The sequence below is a fragment of the Agrobacterium sp. H141 genome, from assembly GCF_057158725.1.
On the sequence record NZ_JBXENI010000003.1, the window covers coordinates 50,001 to 68,625 of the forward strand.

Below are 18,625 nucleotides of genomic sequence, written 5' to 3' on the forward strand. Positions count from 1 at the left end.
GTCGCCAGAAGCGCCGCCCCCTCTCGTTCGGTGAGGCGGGTTCTAGTCCCACTCTAAACTCAAGTCAACATGGCTCGTGTCAAAAAACTGTCGTTTTTCTTATCTTATTGAAATATAATCGTTAAATTGAAAAAATCGACCGATCGGCCTTTCCGGCAGCTGGCGGGACTGCCTGTCCGACATCGATGCAGAAGCTTTACCGCCCGCGCTCGCCAGCAGATTGACGCCCATCGGCTCCGTACCCGCAAACGCCACCCAAGTGATCCGCAGCGTTGGTGTCTGCGATACGGTCTGGGGCGCAGGCGGGCGTGCCTTATATATACATATATACCAATCGGCGGCGCATTCAGCCTGGGCTTCGCGCACGAGCCCTCAGGCAAGACTCGCTTTGGGACAAAGGCGGCAACACGCAATTTCCATTTGTCTCCACAGCAGAGCTTGTCTATCACTAAGGCGTCTGCATCGGATGAAGTCCGCGACCCGGCGTCATCGGAAGCAGACGCCTCTATCACGCGACGGTTCCGCCCGACCCAATCGGGAAGGCGGATGAAAAGGGAATACGGTGAGGACGACCCAACAGGGGCCGAAACCGTGGCTGCCCCCGCAACTGTGAGCGGCGAGCGACGTCCAAAATGCCATTGGTTCGACAGAACTGATAAGGCGGACCAAGCTTTGACCCGCAAGCCAGGAGACCTGCCGTCGCTTCCGCCACAAGACCCTGTGGCCATTCACCAGAACCCGCGCGGTGGGCGCGGACGGAAGGAAACGACAATGCATATTGAACCCGGCATCGTGGACGGTGCCAAGATCGCCCTGAGCTTCGCAACGGCTGCGGCCTCTTTCGGGCTTGTAGCGAAGATGTCCCTGGACACGATCCGCAAGGACGGCGGCGTGACGGCCTTTGCCACACGCAGCCTGATCTCCGCCGCACTTGTTTTCAGCTTTTTTGAAGTGTTGCCGCACTATCCGGTCGGTGTGTCGGAAGTGCACCTGATCCTTGGCTCCACCTTATACCTGATCTTTGGTGCGGGCCCGGCGGCATTGGGCCTGGCTGCAGGTCTTTTGACCCAGGGGCTGTTTTTCGCCCCCTTCGACCTGCCGCAATATGGCATCAACGTCACCACGCTGATTGTCCCGCTTTGGGCTGTCAGCCAATTGGCCAGGCGGATCATTGCCCCGCAGACACCCTATGTCGACGTCACATATTGGCAGGCTTTGTCGCTGTCGACAGCCTATCAGGGCGGAATTGTCGCGTGGGTGGCCTTCTGGGCATTATACGGACAGGGTTTCGGCGCCGATAACATCGCCAGCGTCTTTTCCTTTGGCGGCGCCTATATGACTGTGATCATTCTGGAACCGCTTGTGGATCTGGCCGTATTGGCGATTGCAAAGACGTTCGCCAACCAAACGAAAAATCCGGTCTTCAACAGCCGACTGCATAGCGCAGCCAGCTGACCAGGTTCACGCCTCAATCGAGAAGACAGGGCGCGCGGCTTCAGTCGGGCGCCCTGTTTTTTGAACAGCATCTGCGACGCAACAGTTGACGCGACGCACAGCGCTGCTATCGGAGGGGACTTGGTGATCACATGCCGGGACCGTCAGGAACCGCCTTTGCTGGAAAGGACATGCCTTGCGCATTCTGCCCGAAGCTCATTTCCCCGAACTGCCCAATTACTATCATGGCAAGGTCAGGGACAATTATGATCTGCCCGACGGTCGACGCATCATCATTTCCAGTGATCGGTTGTCGGCGTTTGATCGCATCCTCACCTGTATTCCATATAAGGGAGAGGTGTTGACCCAGACGGCCCGCTACTGGTTCGAGGCAACAAGCGATATCTGCCCCAACCACGTGCTGGAATATCCCGATCCCAATGTTGTTGTCGGTACACGACTTGATATCTTGCCGGTCGAAGTGATCGTGCGCGGATACCTTGCCGGAACCACGGGCACATCGATCCTGACCCTCTACAAGGCAGGCCAGCGTGACATGTACGGCTTCAGTTTTGCCGACGGCATGCAGGACAACCAGAAGCTCGATCAACCGATCATCACCCCCACCAGCAAGGCCTTCGATGCCGGTCACGATGAGCCCTTGACGGCTGCCGAAATCGTTTCAACGAATTTGCTGACAGCCAAGCAGTGGGAGACAGTTTCAAGCTATGCCCTCGCTCTGTTTGCCCGCGGCCAGAAAATGGCGGCCGAGAAAGGCCTCATTCTGGCAGACACGAAATATGAGTTTGGGACGGATAAAGACGGCAACATTCTTCTGGCCGATGAAATTCATACGCCTGATAGCAGCCGCTACTGGATGGCCGACAGCTACGAGCAGTGCGTCGCAGAGGGAAAACGGCCCAAGAGCTTCGACAAGGACTTTGTCCGCTCATGGGTTGCCGAGCGCTGCGACCCTTACAAGGATGATATCCCTGACATCCCGGCCTCGCTCATCGAAGAGACCTCTCATGTCTATCGCAAAGCCTATGAAATGATCACGGGAAAACCGTTCACTCCAGACGAAAGCGGGGCAACTGTCCTCGACAGAATCCGCAAGAATTTGTCAACTTACTTTGCCTAGGCTTTCTACAGAGTGTGGATGATTCGCAACGCTGCCCGGGAATGTGAATTTGGTGGCTGTTTTCTTTTGGAACGAATTGCTAGTTTACCATATGAAAAAAGAGCGATTCCGGGCTTCCAGCCGGATACTCAGGCAAGCCGCCGGTCAATCTGACATGGCGGCAATTGTATGAATACAGGATTATATGATGATATCCCGTCAAGCTGCCCCCATACTTGGACTGCTCTTCCTTGCAGGCTGTGTCTCCGGTCCCGACCATGTCGCACCGGAAACGGTGTTGCCCGCGAAATTCAGTGAAGGCGGCTCGGCGAGCGCCGGCGATGTGTCACTGGTTGCCTGGTGGACAGCCTTTAATGACAAGCGGCTGACCGGCCTGGTCGATCAGGGGATATCGCAAAACCTGTCCGTGCTTCAGGCGATGGAGCGCATTACCTCTGCGCAAGCCAATGTCGTGAGCGCCGGTGCAGGTTCGCTGCCCAGCCTGACGGCCTCTGCTTCCGAATCGGTGAGCGGAACGGACGGAAGTGGCGACTTCGGCACCAGTTCTCAGGATACAAGGTCGACGTCTGCAGGTGGCCTGAACGTCTCCTGGTTGCTTGACCTTTTCGGACAATATCGCCGTGCGAAAGAAAGTGCGAATGCATCCCTCGATGCCGCCTATTCGAGTGTAGACGTCGCCAAGCTTTCCTTCATTTCGGATCTGACGACATCCTATATCAATGCGCGCTATTATCAGGCCCGCATCGCCATCGCGCGCCAGAACCTCAAATCGCGTCGCGAGACACTTGATTTGACCAAGCTGCAGCTCGACGCCGGTGCTGCATCGCGTCTTGACGTTGTGCAGTCTGAAGGCTTGGTAAACTCGACGCTCGCTGATCTCCCGGGTTTTGAGACAAACTTCCGCAAGAGCGCACATCATATCGCGACGCTTCTGGGTCTGCCGGCATCGACCTTGATTGCGGATCTGCAAAAAGGTGCCCCGCAGCCGGTTGCACGTCGCAGCGTAAAGACCGGCGTTCCTGCGGACCTCATCCGCAATCGTCCCGACATCAAGGTTGCGGAACGCAACCTGGCAGCAGCCGTCGCCGAGATCGGCGTTGCCGAAGCACAACTTTATCCATCGATCACGCTGAGCGGTTCGATTTCGCCTTCCTTTATTTCGACGAGCGGCGCGAATGGCGGTGTCACATCTTGGTCGTTCGGGCCGAGCCTTTCGCTGCCAATTCTCGATGGCGGCAGGCTGCGGGCGAACGTGACCTCATCCGAGTCCGAAGCTCGCCGGCTTCAACTTGTCTGGAAGCAGACAGTTCTCGATGCCGTAGAAGAAGTTGAAAACGCTCTGGCTGCTTATAATCGCGATAGCCAGACGGTGAACGCATTGCGGGCAACCGTTCAGTCCTACAATGAGGCGCTGGAGCTTTCCACGGCAAGTTACAAGGACGGCGCGTCTTCCCTGCTCGACGTGCTGGATGCGCAGCGGTCCGTGTCGACGGCACAGGCGAGCTTGGCTGCCGCCGTGCAGCAGATGGCAACCGACTTCGTTGCGCTCAACATCGCCATCGGCGGTGGCTACGACTTCGACAAGAGATAAGCCGGCAATTCAATTGTCGAAGATCAAAGGCCTTCCCGCGGGAAGGCCTTTTTTGTTTGTCGAGAGACCGATCAGAACGACGCCGGTGTATTGATCCAGATAAGGACCGTCTCGCCATCCGAACGGTTTTGCCAGGAATGCGGGCGTCGACTCTCGAAATAGAAGCTGTCACCCGTGCCGAGTTGAAAAAACTGGTCGCCGTCGAGAATGATTTCCAGACTGCCGGAGAGCACAAAAATGAACTCCTCGCCTTCGTGCTGGTAGGCACCCTCGCTCGAGGCTCCCGGAGCGAGCTGAAAGCGATTGCATTCCATCTGGTTGCGGCCTTCGGCGAGAACCTGAATTGCCACGCCGGATGAGCTCGTTGGCCATTCCGGCCACTTGCCGTCTCTTATCAGCGATTCTGCTCCCGCGCTTAGTTCCTGGCCGCTGAGCGATGCAATCGTGGTGCCCAGAAAATTGGCAACCAGATGCAATGCCGTAAAGGACAGTCCCTGCGACGTGCGCTCGAATGTGGAAAGCTGCGAAATGGCCACGCCGGTGGCCTGTGCTACGGCGTCAAGCGTGTGCCCGGCATCACGTCTCAATTTGCGGATTTTCAACCCGACGGGTAGTTCGCCCGGATAGCCACTTTCGTCTCCTGTGCTATCCTCACCCGATCCGACCCCGTCCACGCCTTCGTCGCGCAGGTTTTCGCGTATGGCAGCCGGGTTCAGGCCTTTTTCGCTGCGCAGCCAGGCAATGGTCTGCAATTTGTCGACAAGCGCTCGATCATACAGTCGCTGACCGGACGCGGTTCGGATTGGCTGCACCAGTTCCTGTGCTTCCCAAAGCCGGAGAGTCGATGGCGAAACGCCGGCCATCCTGGCGGCTTCTCCGATCTTGAAGAGGATTTCGTCCATCGGGACAGTGCCTTTCCGCCATTCGCCTTTGCCACGACTGATAAATGCGACAAAGCATATTGCAAGTCTACTGAAAAAATGTAGGAAATATATACGCCTTGTGCTCGCCGCGAATGGGACGCCGAGGGCCAACCAATCATCAAGGGAATTTCCGCAATGAAGAACTCCGAAATTGCAGTTCGCAAGAACGATGCCATCTCCCGTGGCGTCGGCATGACGACGCAAATCTATGCAGAGAAGGCCGAGAATTCGGAGATCTGGGACGTTGAGGGTAACCGCTACATCGATTTCGCAGGCGGCATCGCGGTTCTCAATACAGGCCATCGACACCCGAAAGTCATCGATGCGGTCAAGAAGCAGCTCGATAGTTTCACACACACCTGCCACCAGGTCGTGCCATACGAAAACTACGTCTACCTCGCTGAGCGCCTGAACAAGCTGGTTCCCGGCGATTTCAAGAAGAAGACGATCTTCGCGACCACGGGTGCCGAGGCCGTTGAAAATGCGGTCAAGATCGCACGCGCCGCAACTGGCCGCTCTGCCGTGATCGCCTTCACCGGAGCGTTTCATGGACGTACATTCATGGGCATGACGCTGACCGGCAAGGTTGTCCCCTACAAAGTTGGCTTCGGCCAGATGATGGGCGATGTCTTCCATGTCCCCTTCCCGCTCGAGCTCCACGGCATCAGCGTTGAGGAATCGCTCGATGTGCTCGACAAGCTGTTCAAGGCCGATGTTGATCCTGCGCGCGTCGCCGCCATCATCATCGAGCCCGTACAGGGCGAAGGCGGATTCTATCCGGTTCCGCGCACACTGATGAAGGCTCTGCGCGACATCTGCGACCAGCACGGCATCCTCTTGATTGCCGATGAGGTGCAGACGGGCTTTGCCCGTACGGGCAAGATGTTCGGCATGGAGCATTACGATGTTGCAGCCGATCTCGTGACCATGGCCAAGAGCCTTGCCGGCGGCTTCCCGCTATCCGCGGTCACTGGCCGCGCAGAGTTGATGGATGCGCCCGGCCCCGGCGGCCTCGGTGGCACCTATGCCGGCAATCCGCTCGCCGTCGCAGCCGCCAATGCCGTGCTGGACGTGATTGAGGAAGAAGATCTGATCAATCGCGCCAATCAACTCGGTGGCCGACTCAGGCAACGCCTTGAGGCCCTTCGCGCCGATGTAGCGGAAATTTCCGATATTCGCGGACCGGGCTTCATGATGGCGGTCGAATTCGGCGAACCCGGCTCCACCAAGCCAAATGCGGAATTCACGAACAATGTTCGCCTCAAGGCGTTGGAAAAGGGACTCATCCTGCTCACCTGCGGTGTCTACGGCAACGTTGTTCGCTTTTTGGCACCGATCACCATCCAGGATGACGTCTTCAACGAGGCGCTCGACATCATCGAGCAGTCGATCAAGGAATGCAGCGCAGAGGCGAAGTAATGACGATTTCCAAGACACTCACCGCGAAACTGAAGGATCCAGGCCTTGCGACCGACAAGGCGCTGGTTGGGTCCGACTGGATTGCCAAAAGCGACACTGGCGCAACATTCGAGGTCACAAACCCGGCCAATGGCGACGTCATCGCCACGCTCCCAGATCTCGGCAAGGCCGAGGTCTCCCGTGCGATTGATGCGGCAGAGATTGCCCAGAAGGCATGGGCGAAGAAGACCGGCAAGGAACGCGCCGGAATACTGCGCAAACTCTATGACCTGATGGTCGAGAATGCAGATGATCTTGCCACCATCCTCACCATGGAGATGGGCAAGCCCTGGGCAGAAGCACGCGGTGAAATCCTTTACGGTGCCTCTTATGTCGAGTGGTTTGGCGAAGAAGCCAAGCGCGTCTATGGTGACACCATTCCCGGTCACCAGCCAGACAAGCGCATTCTCGTCATCAAGCAGCCGATCGGTGTTGTCGGTGCCATCACGCCGTGGAACTTCCCCAACGCCATGCTTGCCCGCAAGATGGCACCGGCTATTGCCGCTGGTTGCGCAATGGTTGCCAAGCCTGCAGCGCAGACCCCGCTTTCCGCATTGGCCATTGGAATTCTTGCCGAACGCGCTGGCTTGCCCTCAGGGGTCTATTCTGTGCTCACAAGCACGGATGCCGCAATGGTCGGCAAGGAATTCTGCGACAATGACAAGGTTCGCAAGCTGACATTTACCGGCTCCACCAATGTCGGTCGCATCCTGATGCGTCAGGGCGCGGACCAGATTATGAAGCTTGGCCTGGAACTCGGTGGCAACGCACCCTTCATCGTCTTCGATGACGCAGATCTCGATGCGGCTGTCGAAGGTGCGATGATCTCGAAATATCGCAATGCCGGCCAGACATGCGTCTGCGCCAACCGTCTCTACATTCAGTCTGGAGTTTACGACGCCTTTGCCGCCAAGCTGGCAGAGAAGGTCAAGCAAATGAAGGTCGGCGACGGCTTTGGAGAAGGCGTGACAACCGGTCCTCTGATCGACGCAAACGCCTTGAAAAAGGTGAAGGAGCATGTCTCCGATGCCACGTCCAAGGGTGCAAAAATCGAAGTGGGGGGCGGCGAATCGGATCTTGGCGGTCTGTTTTTCCAGCCAACCATCCTGACCGGCGTCACTTCGGAGATGAAGGTTGCAACCGAAGAAACCTTCGGTCCTGTCGCCCCGCTCTTCAAGTTCGAAACCGAGGAGGATGTGATTGCCATGGCCAACAATACTGAATTTGGCCTTGCCTCATACTTCTACTCCAGGGACCTTTCGAAGGTGTTCCGGGTGGCGGAAGCACTCGAATACGGCATGGTCGGCGTCAACACCGGTTTGATCTCCACCGAAGTCGCCCCCTTCGGCGGCATCAAGCAATCCGGCCTCGGCCGCGAAGGCTCGAAATACGGTATCGATGACTATGTCGAGATGAAGTATCTCTGCCTCAGCATCGACAGCTGATAGCTGAAACGAAAAGGCCCCGGAAACGGAAGTTTCCGGGGCCTTTTTGCGTATTACGGTCTCAAATCAGCTCTTGGCGCGCTCGACATAGGAATTGTCTTCGGTCGCGATGACGACGCGAATACCGGCATCCACATGCGGTGGCACCATGGTGCGCAGGCCATTGGAGAGGATTGCCGGCTTGTAGGAGGACGACGCCGTCTGGCCCTTGACGACCGGCTCGGTCTCAACGATTTCGAGCGTGACATGGCGCGGCAACTGCACAGCAAGCGGAATACCTTCGTGCATCGACAAGACGCAGGTCATCGCTTCCTGAAGATAGGCCTTCTGATCGCCCATGGTCTCAATGTCCACGACAACCTGGTCGTAGTTTTCTGGGTTCATGAAGTGGAACCCTTCGCCGTCTTCATAGAGAAACTGGAAGTTCAGGTCTTCGACGAATGCGCGCTCGACCTGCTCGGTCGTACGCCAGCGTTCGGAAACCTTAACGCCGTCGGAGATCCGGCGCATGTCGACCTGGGTAACAGGCGTACCCTTGCCCGGGTGGAAATTCTGGGCGGTAAGCACAACGTATAGCTTGCCGTCGACATCGATAACATTGCCCTTGCGGACAGACGAAGCGATCACCTTGACCATTGGATTTCCTTGTAACTGCGAGTGACACGTCGTAAAGGACGACCCCAATCGTCCCGGACGTATCTCAATTATTCTGGGGCGCAACTAACCTAAATTTGGCCAATTGGCCAGCCCTGTTGCGTAAACGCCGGAGAATGCGCCTCTTGCCGGATCAATATCCGCCCAGTGCCAGATGGTGGACACCGTCAAACCACACCGATCGCAGACCGTTCCTGATCGGCCGCAATGCGATTCAGTCCGCCATGCGTGCCTTCTTCGCAAAGAATAACTTCATCGAAGTCGATACGGCAACGCTGCAAATCTCACCGGGAAATGAAGCGCACCTGCATGCCTTCACCACCGAAGCGATCGGCAATGACGGCGCTCGCCATCCTCTCTACCTGCACACCTCACCCGAATTCGCCTGCAAGAAACTGCTGGCCGCCGGCGAGCCGCGCATCAGCTGTTTCGCACATGTCTATCGCAACAGAGAGCGCGGCCCGCTGCATCATCCCGAATTCACCATGCTGGAATGGTACCGCTCGGGTGAAACCTATGAAACACTGATGCGCGACTGTGCTGATCTTCTGGCGCTTTCGGCGGAAACCACCAAAACGAAGCAATTCACCTATCGTGATATGACGGTTGATCCTTTTGCCGCGCCGGAGCGCCTGAGCGTTGCGGACGCTTTCCAGCGCTATGCAGATATCGATCTGCTTGCCTCGGTATCTGCTGACGGATCGACGGACGAGAGGCATCTGCGCGCGGAACTGGACAAGGCCCGGATCAAGACGGCAACGGACGATACATGGGCGGATATGTTCAGCCGGGTTCTGGTGGAAAGGATCGAGCCGGAACTGGGCCGGGGCCGTGCCACGATCCTGGATCGCTATCCCGTCTGCGAAGCCGCACTCGCACGACCGGCGGCGGATGATCCAAGGGTCGCCGAACGCTTCGAGCTTTATGCCTGTGGCGTGGAACTCGCCAATGCCTTTGGCGAACTCACCAATGCCACCGAACAGCGCCGCCGCTTCGAGATCGAGATGGCAGAGAAACAGCGCGTCTATGGCGAGACCTATCCTCTGGACGAAGATTTTCTGGCAGCGCTCGACGATATGCCCGAGGCCAGCGGTATTGCTCTTGGTTTTGACCGCCTGGTGATGCTGGCGACCGGAGCACTGCGCATCGATCAGGTCATGTGGGCGCCGGTGGCAGAGGTCGCCAATTGACGGATCGCGACATCCGATCCGTCGACGCGCTGGTTAAAGCGGGTTTGACAAGCAAAGCCAGCGGTGACGTGCTGGGCACGGTTGCAGCGCGCTATGCTGTGGCGATCACACCGGCCATGATTGAGCTGATAGACAAATCTGCGCCCGACGATCCTATCGCCGCACAATTCGTGCCCACAGCTGCGGAACTGCTCACAACGCCCGACGAACTGGCCGACCCGATTGGCGACGAGGCACACAGTCCGGTCAAATGTATCGTCCATCGCTATCCAGATCGCGTGTTGCTGAAAGCCGTCGGCGTCTGCCCGGTCTATTGCCGCTTTTGTTTCCGCCGCGAGATGGTGGGTCCTGATGGAGATGGAAATCCGACTGCAGACGAGCTTGAGAGCGCATTGGCCTATATCGCCAGCCACGACGAAATCTGGGAGGTCATCCTGACTGGCGGAGACCCTCTCGTTCTGTCGCCTCGACGCATGCGCCAGATCACCCACGCGCTCGCCGCAATCCCCCATGTGAAAATTCTGCGCATTCACAGCCGTGTGCCGGTGGTTTCACCCGACAAGGTCACCGACGAACTTGTAGATGCACTCAACGCCTCTGGCAAAACTGTCTACCTGGCCCTGCATGCCAATCACGCACGGGAAATGACGGAACAGGCGCGCGCCGCCTGTGCCCGCCTCATTGACGGAGGCGTTGTCATGGTCAGCCAAAGCGTGTTGCTGAAGGGTATTAACGACAATGTCGAGGCGCTCGCCTCCCTGATGCGCGCCTTCGTCGAGACCCGCGTCAAACCCTACTATCTTCATCACCCGGATTTAGCGCCCGGAACCAGCCATTTCCGACTGACAATCGCTGAAGGCCAGACGTTGATGCGCGCCCTGCGCGCCCGTGTGTCCGGTCTATGCCTGCCGGCCTATATCCTCGATCTCCCTGGCGGATACGGTAAAGTTGCGATCGGCGAGGGCAATTTGTCTGCCACCGAAAGCGGCAATTATTCAGTGATCGACCGCGAAGGGCGAACACGGTCTTATCCTTGAGAAGGCCGGCGATTGCCTAGTCGCATGTAAATGCTTTCGCTCAAATTGTCGCGGTGCCGGTAGGTTAGATTTATTTAACTACGGCATTTAGCGGAATCTTATGCTTTCCCAGATAGAAATCCGTCCCAACAAGGAACAAAAATGACGTTCGGGAAGGATAAACCATGAACGAGACTATTCGTGCCCTGCTCTCCAAGCTTGGCGGTTTGCCCGTATCGGTAGAGACCCTCGATAATACAAGTGATCTCTACGCAGCTGGCCTGTCATCATTCGCCTCGGTTCAACTTATGCTTGGAATCGAAGATGCGTTCGATATCGAATTTCCAGATCACATGCTGAACCGCAAGTCTTTCCAGAGCGTTGCGGCCATTGAGCAGACGGTCAAGACGATTCTTGAGGACAGGAAGGTCGCCTGATGGACCTTTCAGCCAACGCCCTCGACCAATCCGTAAAGGCACGGGCAGCGCGCGTTGCAAGTGTCGCCGCAGCCCATGCCGATGATGTTGATCGTGGTGGCCGCTTCCCCAGGGAAGCTGTCGCGGCCATGAAGTCGGAAAGGCTGCTCGCGCTGATGATCCCGGCGGAATTTGGCGGCGAAGCTTTGTCCTATGCCGAGATCGCAGAGGTCTGCACCACGTTGGGACAGGCTTGCGCCTCCAGCGCAATGATCTTCGCCATGCATCAGATCAAGACATCCAGCCTGATCGAGCATGGACGCGGCGCGACCTGGCATGAAGGCTTGATGGCGCGGCTTGCGGCCGAGCAGCTTCTGCTCGCGTCCGCGACGACCGAGGGCGGTATCGGCGGCAATCTGCGCAATTCGATCTGCGCGATTGACGTCAAGGACGGTCGTTGCAGCCTCGAAAAGGACGCGACCGTCATTTCCTATGCCAAGCATGCCGACGCCATTCTGGTGACGTCGCGCAGCAACAAGGACGCGGCGCCATCCGATCAGGTGATGACGGTTTTTCTCAAAGACCAGTATACGCTTGAGCAGACCCACACCTGGGATACGCTTGGCATGCGGGGAACCTGCTCCGATGGATTCCTGTTTCGGGGGGAAGCGTCGGCCGAGCAGATCTTGCCGCATCACTTTGCGGAAATCGCCGCACAATCCATGCTCGCCGCGTCGCATCTGTTATGGAGTTCCGTCTGGTACGGCATTGCACTGGATGCATTCGTGCGCGCGCAGAGCTTCCTTCGCGCCGCAGCCCGCAAGGCGCCCGGCAGCCAGCCGCCCGGTCTGGTTCAACTCGCAGAAATGTCGGCTTCGCTTCAAACAATCCGTTCGACGGTTGTTGCCGGCCTCTCGACGTTTGAAAAAGCGCATCATGACGCCGACCGCTTGTCTTCAATGGCATTCGCCGTTGCCATGAACAATGTGAAGATCGCAGCCTCAGAGGGAATTCTGCCAATCATCCATCAGGCCATGCGCATCTGCGGCATCCTTGGCTACAAGAATGGCACGCCTTTCAGCCTCGGACGGCATCTGCGCGATGCACATTCTGCCGAGTTGATGATCTCCAATGACCGCATTCTCGGAAACACGTCGCAGATGCTCCTGGTACAGAAGCAAGACACAAGCTTATTGGGGTAAGCCATATGGATATGCAGACAACATTTCTCGACCGCCTCTTCGATGCCGGTCTTCTGATCGATACCGGGGTGGATGGTCTATATGGTCGAAGCGGCCAGTTCGAAGACGTCATTGCCGCGTTCGAGCGCCTTGTCGATCGCTTTGGCGGCGATGATGGCGCTGAAGCCATTCGCTTTCCACCGGGCATGAACCGCGCCTTTTTCGAAAAGAGCGGCTACATGAAAAGCTTCCCGCAGCTTGCTGGCACCGTGCACAGCTTCTGCGGGTGCGAACTTGACCATGTCAGCCTGCTGAAGTGCATGGATGAGGGAGGCGATTGGACCGGCGAGCAGAAGGCAACCGATATCGTGCTGACACCAGCCGCCTGCTACCCGCTCTATCCAACGGTCGCAAAGCGCGGAAACCTGCCTCAAGCCGGCGGCCTCTACGATCTGCAATCCTACTGCTTCCGCCACGAACCATCCCAGGATCCGGCGCGCCAGCAGCTCTTCCGTATGCGTGAATATGTCCGCATGGGTACGCAGGCAGACGTCACCGAGTTCCGTCAATTGTGGATGGATCGCGGCGTCAAGATGATGGAAGAGGTCGCCCTTCCGGTCGAAATCGACGTCGCCAACGACCCGTTCTTCGGGCGCGCCGGCAAGATGCTCGCCAACAACCAGCGTGACCAGAACCTGAAGTTCGAATTGCTCATTCCGATCACCTCGACAGCCAATCCAACGGCCTGCATGAGCTTCAACTATCATCAGGATGCGTTTGGCACCAAATGGGACCTGAACCTTGCAGACGGCTCGGTCGCCCATACCGCTTGTGTCGGCTTCGGCCTCGAACGCATCGCGCTTGCGCTGTTCCATCATCACGGTCTGGACGTGAAGGACTGGCCGGAGAAAGTGCGCAAGGCACTCTGGGGCTGATGAGGGAATGACAGCTGTTTTTGCCGGCCTCGATCCGGACACATACCGTCCGCATGCGCTCCATTCAGCCGAGCGTATGTGGCCCGAGACCAATTGCTATGTCGATTTGTGGATAGAGGTCCTGGCAACCCATGGCGTTGCCCCTGAAGCCATGCTCGGCTTCACCTTGACCCAGGACTTCGAGGGCGACCAGTTCACTTTCTTCAAGGTGCCGCTGGAAGACCTGGAAGCGCTTTATGGTGTGGTCTCGACCGAGCTTGCCATCTTTGACAATGTCGAACATCACGTCCTCACGCAGATCGAACGCGGTCGGCTGTGCCTTGTCGAAATGGACAGCTTCTACCTGCCGGACACGCGCGGCATCGGCTACCGGCAGGAGCACGGCAAGACGACCGTCGCGATCAATCGTCTCGATATTGATAATCACCAGATGGACTACTTCCACAATGGTGGCTATTTCCATCTGGAAGGCGAAGATTTCGACGGCATTTTCCAGCGCAATCTTGCCGAAGGCGCCCTGCCCTTCCTGCCCTATACGGAATTCGCCAAGTTTCCAGCAGCGACTGCCACATTAGATCATCAACGCGACATTGCCTCGGCATTGCTCACGCGCCACTTCAATCGCCGCCCCAAGACCAATCCCATCGCAGCATTTTCGGCCGTTTTTCCGACACAAGTGGAAGCCGTCGCCGAACGTCCCTTTGGTTTCTTCCACAAATATGCCTTCAATACGCTTCGCCAGTTCGGTGCCAATTTCGAACTGCTGGCAAGCCATCTTGAGTGGCTCGATCGCGGTGATCAATACGGATCCGCCCGCAGCCATGCCCTGAAGATTTCAGAAGCGGCGAAGTCGGTGCAGTTCCAGCTTGCACGTGCTGTCACACGCAAGAAATTCGACGCATTGAAATCAGCACTGGACCCGGCAGCCGAAGCTTGGGACAAGCTGATGGATGAACTTAGCCAGACAATTTCCTGAGGCGACACCATGAGCGCCTCCATCCGCTATTTGGACGCAGATACCCGACCTCTGGAGGCAGGCTGGACACTGCTGGTGACGGAGGCTGGACGCTATGCGTCACCAAAGGACGTACACCGCCCCGCGGCCAGAATACCGGCCATGGTACCTGGAACGGTCGCCGGTGCGCTGACAGCCGCGGGCTTGTTTGATCCGAAGCACCCGCACCCTCTTCATGACAGGGACGCCTGGTATTTTCGCTCGCTTGAGGGCGAAAAGTCCGGGCATGCGATTCTGCGCATGGAGGGGCTCTCGACCTTTGCCGAAGTCTATATCAATGGCGAATTGCGGCTCTCGTCCGACAGCATGTTCCACAGCCACGATGTGGATCTGGTCCTGAGCGGCCACGACGAAATCGCGATCTGCTTTCGCGCGCTTGAACCGCATCTTTCAAGAAAAGGCCCCAGAGCACGCTGGCGCCCGCAAATGATGGATCATCAAGGGTTGCGGCTGGTGCGCACAACGCCACTCGGTCACATGCCGGGCTGGTGTCCCGAAATCCACCCCGTCGGACCGTTTCGCCCCATCAGCCTGATCCGCAGCACAGGCATTGCGCTGTCAAACCTCGATCTGATTGCAGACCTCGATGAGCAAGGCACCGGCCTGTTGAAGCTCGCCTTTTCGATCGACCGGTCCGAAAGCGATATGGCACTCCAATGTGGAGTTCATAGCGCTCCATTGATCGCCAACGCCGATGGCATCTGGCAAGCGTCGCTCGACATTCCCGATGTCGCGCCGTGGTGGCCACATACGCATGGCAAACCTGATCTCCACGAAGCAAAGCTGGTGATCGACGGCAAGCCATACACGCTCGGACTTGTCGGATTTCGTCGTCTAACAATCGATCGCGGGTCCGATGGTCAGAACTTTGCGCTACACGTGAATGGCGAAAAAATCTTCTGCCGCGGGGCCGTCTGGACGAATGCCGACATCCTCAAATTGTCGGGCCAGGCTGAAGACTATGCCCCCTGGCTTTCCCATGCCGTGAACGCCGGCATGAACATGATCCGCATCGGCGGCACCATGACCTACGAAAGCGCAGACTTCTTCAGGCTCTGCGACCGCTTGGGCATCATGGTCTGGCAAGACCTGATCTTTGCCAATTTCGATTATCCGATTGCCGAAGAACCATTTATCCAATCGGTTCGACGCGAGATAAAACAGAGACTTGGCGACACCAACGGCTCTCCCTCTCTCGCCGTCCTTTGCGGCGGCAGCGAAGTCTACCAGCAAGGCGCGATGCTGGGTCTGCCGGAGCGGATCTGGAAAACCTCGCTGTTCGACGACACGCTGCAACATCTGTGCGCAGAAGAACGCCCGGACGTGCCGTTTGTGGAGAATTCGCCATCGGGTGGAGCAATGCCGTTTTCACCCGATAGCGGCGTCACCCATTACTACGGAGTCGGCGCCTATTGCCGGCCACTCGAAGATGCCCGTCGCGCCAATGTCCGATTTGCGGCAGAATGCCTGGCCTTCGCCAATGTCCCCGAACAACGCACCCTGGATGAACACCTACCCGTCGCCGCTGTCCATCATCCGGACTGGAAGGCGCGTGTGCCCCGGGATCGTGGCGCGTCCTGGGATTTCGAGGACATTCGCGACCATTATATTCACACGCTCTACGATGTTGACCCGGCGCGCCTGCGCCGCGAGGATCCGGGTCGATACCTTCAGTTATCCCGTGCCGTGACGGCAGAGGTGGTGACGGACACCTATGCCGAATGGCGACGGCACGGCTCCAGTTGCAATGGTGCGCTCGTCTGGACGTTTCAGGATCTCCAACCCGGCCCAGGCTGGGGCGTGATCGATTCGACCGGGGAACCCAAATCGATCTGGTACGCGCTTAAGCGCGCGTTCAGACCCATTCAGGTTCTGCTGACGGATGAAGGCACCAATGGGCTCGACGTGCATGTATTGAACGAAACGCCGGTGGCCATAGAGGCCGAGCTGGACATCATCTGCCTGCGTGATGGTCGCCAGCGGGTCATCTCCGGCAAGCGCTCGATCACCATTGCACCCCGCAGCAGCCAGTCAATTCCAGCCACGGATCTGTTCGGGGCCTTCTTCGATACGCCCTACGCCTTCCGCTTCGGCCCGCCATCCCATGAGGTAACGATCGCCAGCCTTCGACATGCTGGCGAAGACGCGCTGCTGGCGGAGGCATTTCACTTTCCCCGCGGCCGAAAGACTGCAGCCTTCCCGGCACTGGTGACGGCTGAACTGATGGAAAAAAAAGGACAGTGGTTCCTCGACATTGAAAGCGAGTGCTTTGCCCAGTCGGTGCACATTGCATCCGACCAGGTGCGTGCAGCTGACAACTGGTTTCATCTGGCCCCCGCACGCAAAAGGCGTATCCGTCTGATCTCCAGAGACGGACAGGCTGGCAAACCCGAAGGCGAAATTACAGCCGTCGGCAGCGGACAGATAATTCGCTTTTGACGTGATTACGGTGCGGCATTCAAGGCCACATCGCGAACGGCCTCGATATAGCGCCGGCGAGCGCTTTCCGGCGTTAAATTGTGATCGCTGCCGGGAATAAAGCCCAGCTCCACATTGGGATATTTCCGCAATCCTGCACCATCCTTGCCGAAATGGCGGATGAGATGATCGCAGCCGACATCATTCTCGCTATAAAGCAGGGTCAGTTTCACATCGCGATCGGCGAGCGTCCGAAACGAAGAACTGACGCGGCGATGCTCGTCGCCATAGCCCGGAAGAAGGTCCAGCAATGGGCGCGCGACATGAGACAACCGCTTGCCGACTGCCTTCATGATATTGACCAAGGCCTGGCCGACATCGATCCGCCCGCTGATCAATCGCCGAAACGTCTCCGCCTGAAACAGCCTCTGCTTGTAGGTATCAAGCGAACGTGGCGGTGCGGTCAGAGCCTCATCGACATTTCTGCCGGGATCCCACTCAAACACATAGGGATTGACCAGGACGGCGCCCCGAAATTTCTCGTCGCCAACAGCCGCCCTGAAGGCTTGATATCCGGCACTGCAACGGCCCGCCAACACGGACGGACCAGGCAGTTTGTCGTCAAGAAATTCCTTGGCCTCGCGAATATCCAGGAGTTGAGACGCGTTATAGAGAACCTGCTCGCTTTCGCCTTCGCAAGGCGGGCTGTCAGCAATATTGGCTGCATCGAAACGCAAGGAGGCAATGCCATCGCATGCCAATTGCCGCGCCATAGTTACACCCATTCGCCCCCAGCCGGCACTGCGATCATAGGCTGTTCCAAGCAGAATCGCAGTCGCGCCGCGTCTTTCGCCACGCGGTTCACACAGCACGCCAAAAAGGCGATTGTTTCTGCCAAATGTGACCGGCGTTTCCCGATACGTATCGTCGCCCACTGGCAGCGCGATCGGAACGCTTGAAACTGCGTGCTTGCCGGCTGCCTCCTGCTCTCCCGCAATCGCGGCAGTCCAGGCGACAACGTCTTCGACGATCTGCAAGGGCACCCTGGACACAGAGGGATTGGAAACCATGGCGTCATAGCCGCCATATTCGATTTCCTCGACTGTCGATCCCAGCGCCCTTAACTGTCCGGCAAACGCTATGTCGGCAGGACGATCGCCACGGCAGCCAACAAGGCATTTCGGCACGGCAAATTCAGCCAGCGTCGTCAGATTGATCTTGCGCACATCGGCCGCGATTTCGGCAGGAATGGTGAGGCCGGCAATCGATACGCCGTCCGTTTGGCGCTGATCATCGGTAAGCCCGAGCCCGTCGTCGATCATTCTCGACCAGAATTGCAGCTCTCGAACATAGGCGCGACCAGAGATGACCGGCGCGAGAAAGGCGATGGCCTCGACACCCTTGAGGCGTTTTGCGATGAGGGTCGCAATGGCTGCTCCCAGGCCTTGAGAGATAAGGACGATCCGCGTGCATCCCGAGAGGGTTTTCAGTTGATCGCCAGCGGCCACCGCGCTCTTCGCCCAGGTCTCAATACCCTCTGGATAGTCTGGCAGATCCAGTGCATCGCCGGTGCCGGGATAGTCAAAACGCAGGCTGGCAATACCCTGGTCGGCAAGCGCTTCCGCCATTGTCCGCCACACCTTGCGCGTAAACATCTCCTCCAGCCCCCATGGGCTTAGAAAAAGAACAGCAACAGAGGCGGATGATAAGGTAGATGGCTGAAAAAGCCCGATAGTGTTGTCGAAGGTCACCGGATGGGCCGCTGACCTCGCCTTTGCCATGTGATCGATCGTCTTCAACTCAATCCC

15 protein-coding genes and 1 riboswitch are annotated in these 18,625 nt (G+C 57.7%); of the genes, 12 read left to right on the top strand and 3 right to left on the bottom strand.

The window, feature by feature from the left end:
* The first annotated feature begins 499 nt into the window (after positions 1–499).
* A riboswitch (cobalamin riboswitch) is annotated at positions 500–715 on the top strand.
* Between the two features lie 56 nt (positions 716–771).
* From ACWPM9_RS22155 to ACWPM9_RS22165, 3 genes are all read left to right on the top strand, one after another.
* On the top strand, positions 772–1,455 hold the full coding sequence (locus ACWPM9_RS22155; RefSeq protein WP_428189099.1) for an energy-coupling factor ABC transporter permease: 684 nt from the start codon (positions 772–774) through the stop codon (positions 1,453–1,455).
* A gap of 175 nt (positions 1,456–1,630) precedes the next feature.
* A complete protein-coding gene (locus ACWPM9_RS22160; RefSeq protein ID WP_484758021.1) occupies positions 1,631–2,575 on the top strand; it encodes a phosphoribosylaminoimidazolesuccinocarboxamide synthase in 945 nt (314 codons plus the stop codon).
* 187 nt (positions 2,576–2,762) lie between these two features.
* Positions 2,763–4,166 (top strand): efflux transporter outer membrane subunit, encoded by a 1,404-nt coding sequence (locus ACWPM9_RS22165; RefSeq protein ID WP_484758155.1) that lies wholly within the window; start codon positions 2,763–2,765, stop codon positions 4,164–4,166.
* Between the two features lie 71 nt (positions 4,167–4,237).
* On the opposite strand, the gene ACWPM9_RS22170 is transcribed toward ACWPM9_RS22165, so the two are convergent.
* The gene (locus ACWPM9_RS22170; RefSeq protein ID WP_484758022.1) at positions 4,238–5,068 is read right to left on the bottom strand and encodes a cupin domain-containing protein; all 831 of its coding nucleotides are present in this window, start codon (positions 5,066–5,068) and stop codon (positions 4,238–4,240) included.
* Positions 5,069–5,224: 156 nt separating this feature from the next.
* Here ACWPM9_RS22170 and ACWPM9_RS22175 point away from each other — a divergent pair, with 156 nt between their 5' ends.
* Together ACWPM9_RS22175 and ACWPM9_RS22180 are read left to right on the top strand one after the other, a co-directional pair.
* On the top strand, positions 5,225–6,508 hold the full coding sequence (locus ACWPM9_RS22175) for a 4-aminobutyrate--2-oxoglutarate transaminase (protein ID WP_484758023.1): 1,284 nt from the start codon (positions 5,225–5,227) through the stop codon (positions 6,506–6,508).
* Positions 6,508–7,992: an NAD-dependent succinate-semialdehyde dehydrogenase gene (locus ACWPM9_RS22180; protein WP_484758024.1), complete on the top strand. Its 1,485-nt coding sequence runs from the start codon at positions 6,508–6,510 to the stop codon at positions 7,990–7,992. Before ACWPM9_RS22175 ends, ACWPM9_RS22180 begins: the two co-directional genes overlap by 1 nt.
* A 66-nt stretch (positions 7,993–8,058) precedes the next feature.
* Here ACWPM9_RS22180 and efp read toward each other — a convergent pair whose 3' ends face one another.
* On the bottom strand, positions 8,059–8,628 hold the full coding sequence (gene efp / locus ACWPM9_RS22185; RefSeq protein WP_428189093.1) for an elongation factor P: 570 nt from the start codon (positions 8,626–8,628) through the stop codon (positions 8,059–8,061).
* A 134-nt stretch (positions 8,629–8,762) separates the two neighbouring features.
* Here efp and epmA point away from each other — a divergent pair, with 134 nt between their 5' ends.
* From epmA to ACWPM9_RS22220, 7 genes are all read left to right on the top strand, one after another.
* Positions 8,763–9,836 (top strand): EF-P lysine aminoacylase EpmA, encoded by a 1,074-nt coding sequence (gene epmA / locus ACWPM9_RS22190; RefSeq protein WP_484758025.1) that lies wholly within the window; start codon positions 8,763–8,765, stop codon positions 9,834–9,836.
* The gene (locus ACWPM9_RS22195) at positions 9,833–10,873 is read left to right on the top strand and encodes a lysine-2,3-aminomutase-like protein (RefSeq protein WP_484758026.1); all 1,041 of its coding nucleotides are present in this window, start codon (positions 9,833–9,835) and stop codon (positions 10,871–10,873) included. Before epmA ends, ACWPM9_RS22195 begins: the two co-directional genes overlap by 4 nt.
* Positions 10,874–11,037: 164 nt before the next feature.
* Positions 11,038–11,289, top strand: a complete 252-nt coding sequence (locus tag ACWPM9_RS22200) for an acyl carrier protein (protein ID WP_428189090.1) — start codon at positions 11,038–11,040, stop codon at positions 11,287–11,289.
* Positions 11,289–12,470, top strand: a complete 1,182-nt coding sequence (locus ACWPM9_RS22205; RefSeq protein WP_484758027.1) for an acyl-CoA dehydrogenase family protein — start codon at positions 11,289–11,291, stop codon at positions 12,468–12,470. Before ACWPM9_RS22200 ends, ACWPM9_RS22205 begins: the two co-directional genes overlap by 1 nt.
* A gap of 5 nt (positions 12,471–12,475) precedes the next feature.
* Positions 12,476–13,384, top strand: a complete 909-nt coding sequence (locus ACWPM9_RS22210; protein WP_428189088.1) for an amino acid--[acyl-carrier-protein] ligase — start codon at positions 12,476–12,478, stop codon at positions 13,382–13,384.
* Between the two features lie 7 nt (positions 13,385–13,391).
* Complete coding sequence (locus tag ACWPM9_RS22215) at positions 13,392–14,360, top strand: DUF1839 family protein (RefSeq protein ID WP_484758028.1); 969 nt, start codon at positions 13,392–13,394, stop codon at positions 14,358–14,360.
* 9 nt (positions 14,361–14,369) lie between these two features.
* Complete coding sequence (locus tag ACWPM9_RS22220; protein ID WP_484758029.1) at positions 14,370–16,838, top strand: glycosyl hydrolase 2 galactose-binding domain-containing protein; 2,469 nt, start codon at positions 14,370–14,372, stop codon at positions 16,836–16,838.
* A gap of 5 nt (positions 16,839–16,843) precedes the next feature.
* Here the strand turns inward: ACWPM9_RS22220 and ACWPM9_RS22225 are convergent, their stop codons facing one another.
* Positions 16,844–18,616, bottom strand: a complete 1,773-nt coding sequence (locus tag ACWPM9_RS22225; RefSeq protein ID WP_484758030.1) for an alpha/beta fold hydrolase — start codon at positions 18,614–18,616, stop codon at positions 16,844–16,846.
* Between the last annotated feature and the right edge of the window lie 9 nt (positions 18,617–18,625).

What these genes read in the sequence shown, in the direction of transcription:
- ACWPM9_RS22200 (WP_428189090.1), top strand. Translation starts at nt 11,038, where the DNA reads ATGAACGAGACTATTCGTGCCCTGCTCTCCAAGCTTGGCGGTTTGCCC.
- efp (WP_428189093.1), bottom strand. Translation starts at nt 8,628, where the DNA reads ATGGTCAAGGTGATCGCTTCGTCTGTCCGCAAGGGCAATGTTATCGAT.
- ACWPM9_RS22180 (WP_484758024.1), top strand. Translation starts at nt 6,508, where the DNA reads ATGACGATTTCCAAGACACTCACCGCGAAACTGAAGGATCCAGGCCTT.
- ACWPM9_RS22220 (WP_484758029.1), top strand. Translation starts at nt 14,370, where the DNA reads ATGAGCGCCTCCATCCGCTATTTGGACGCAGATACCCGACCTCTGGAG.
- ACWPM9_RS22165 (WP_484758155.1), top strand. Translation starts at nt 2,763, where the DNA reads ATGATATCCCGTCAAGCTGCCCCCATACTTGGACTGCTCTTCCTTGCA.
- ACWPM9_RS22210 (WP_428189088.1), top strand. Translation starts at nt 12,476, where the DNA reads ATGGATATGCAGACAACATTTCTCGACCGCCTCTTCGATGCCGGTCTT.
- ACWPM9_RS22175 (WP_484758023.1), top strand. Translation starts at nt 5,225, where the DNA reads ATGAAGAACTCCGAAATTGCAGTTCGCAAGAACGATGCCATCTCCCGT.
- ACWPM9_RS22215 (WP_484758028.1), top strand. Translation starts at nt 13,392, where the DNA reads ATGACAGCTGTTTTTGCCGGCCTCGATCCGGACACATACCGTCCGCAT.
- epmA (WP_484758025.1), top strand. Translation starts at nt 8,763, where the DNA reads ATGCGCCTCTTGCCGGATCAATATCCGCCCAGTGCCAGATGGTGGACA.
- ACWPM9_RS22205 (WP_484758027.1), top strand. Translation starts at nt 11,289, where the DNA reads ATGGACCTTTCAGCCAACGCCCTCGACCAATCCGTAAAGGCACGGGCA.
- ACWPM9_RS22155 (WP_428189099.1), top strand. Translation starts at nt 772, where the DNA reads ATGCATATTGAACCCGGCATCGTGGACGGTGCCAAGATCGCCCTGAGC.
- ACWPM9_RS22170 (WP_484758022.1), bottom strand. Translation starts at nt 5,068, where the DNA reads ATGGACGAAATCCTCTTCAAGATCGGAGAAGCCGCCAGGATGGCCGGC.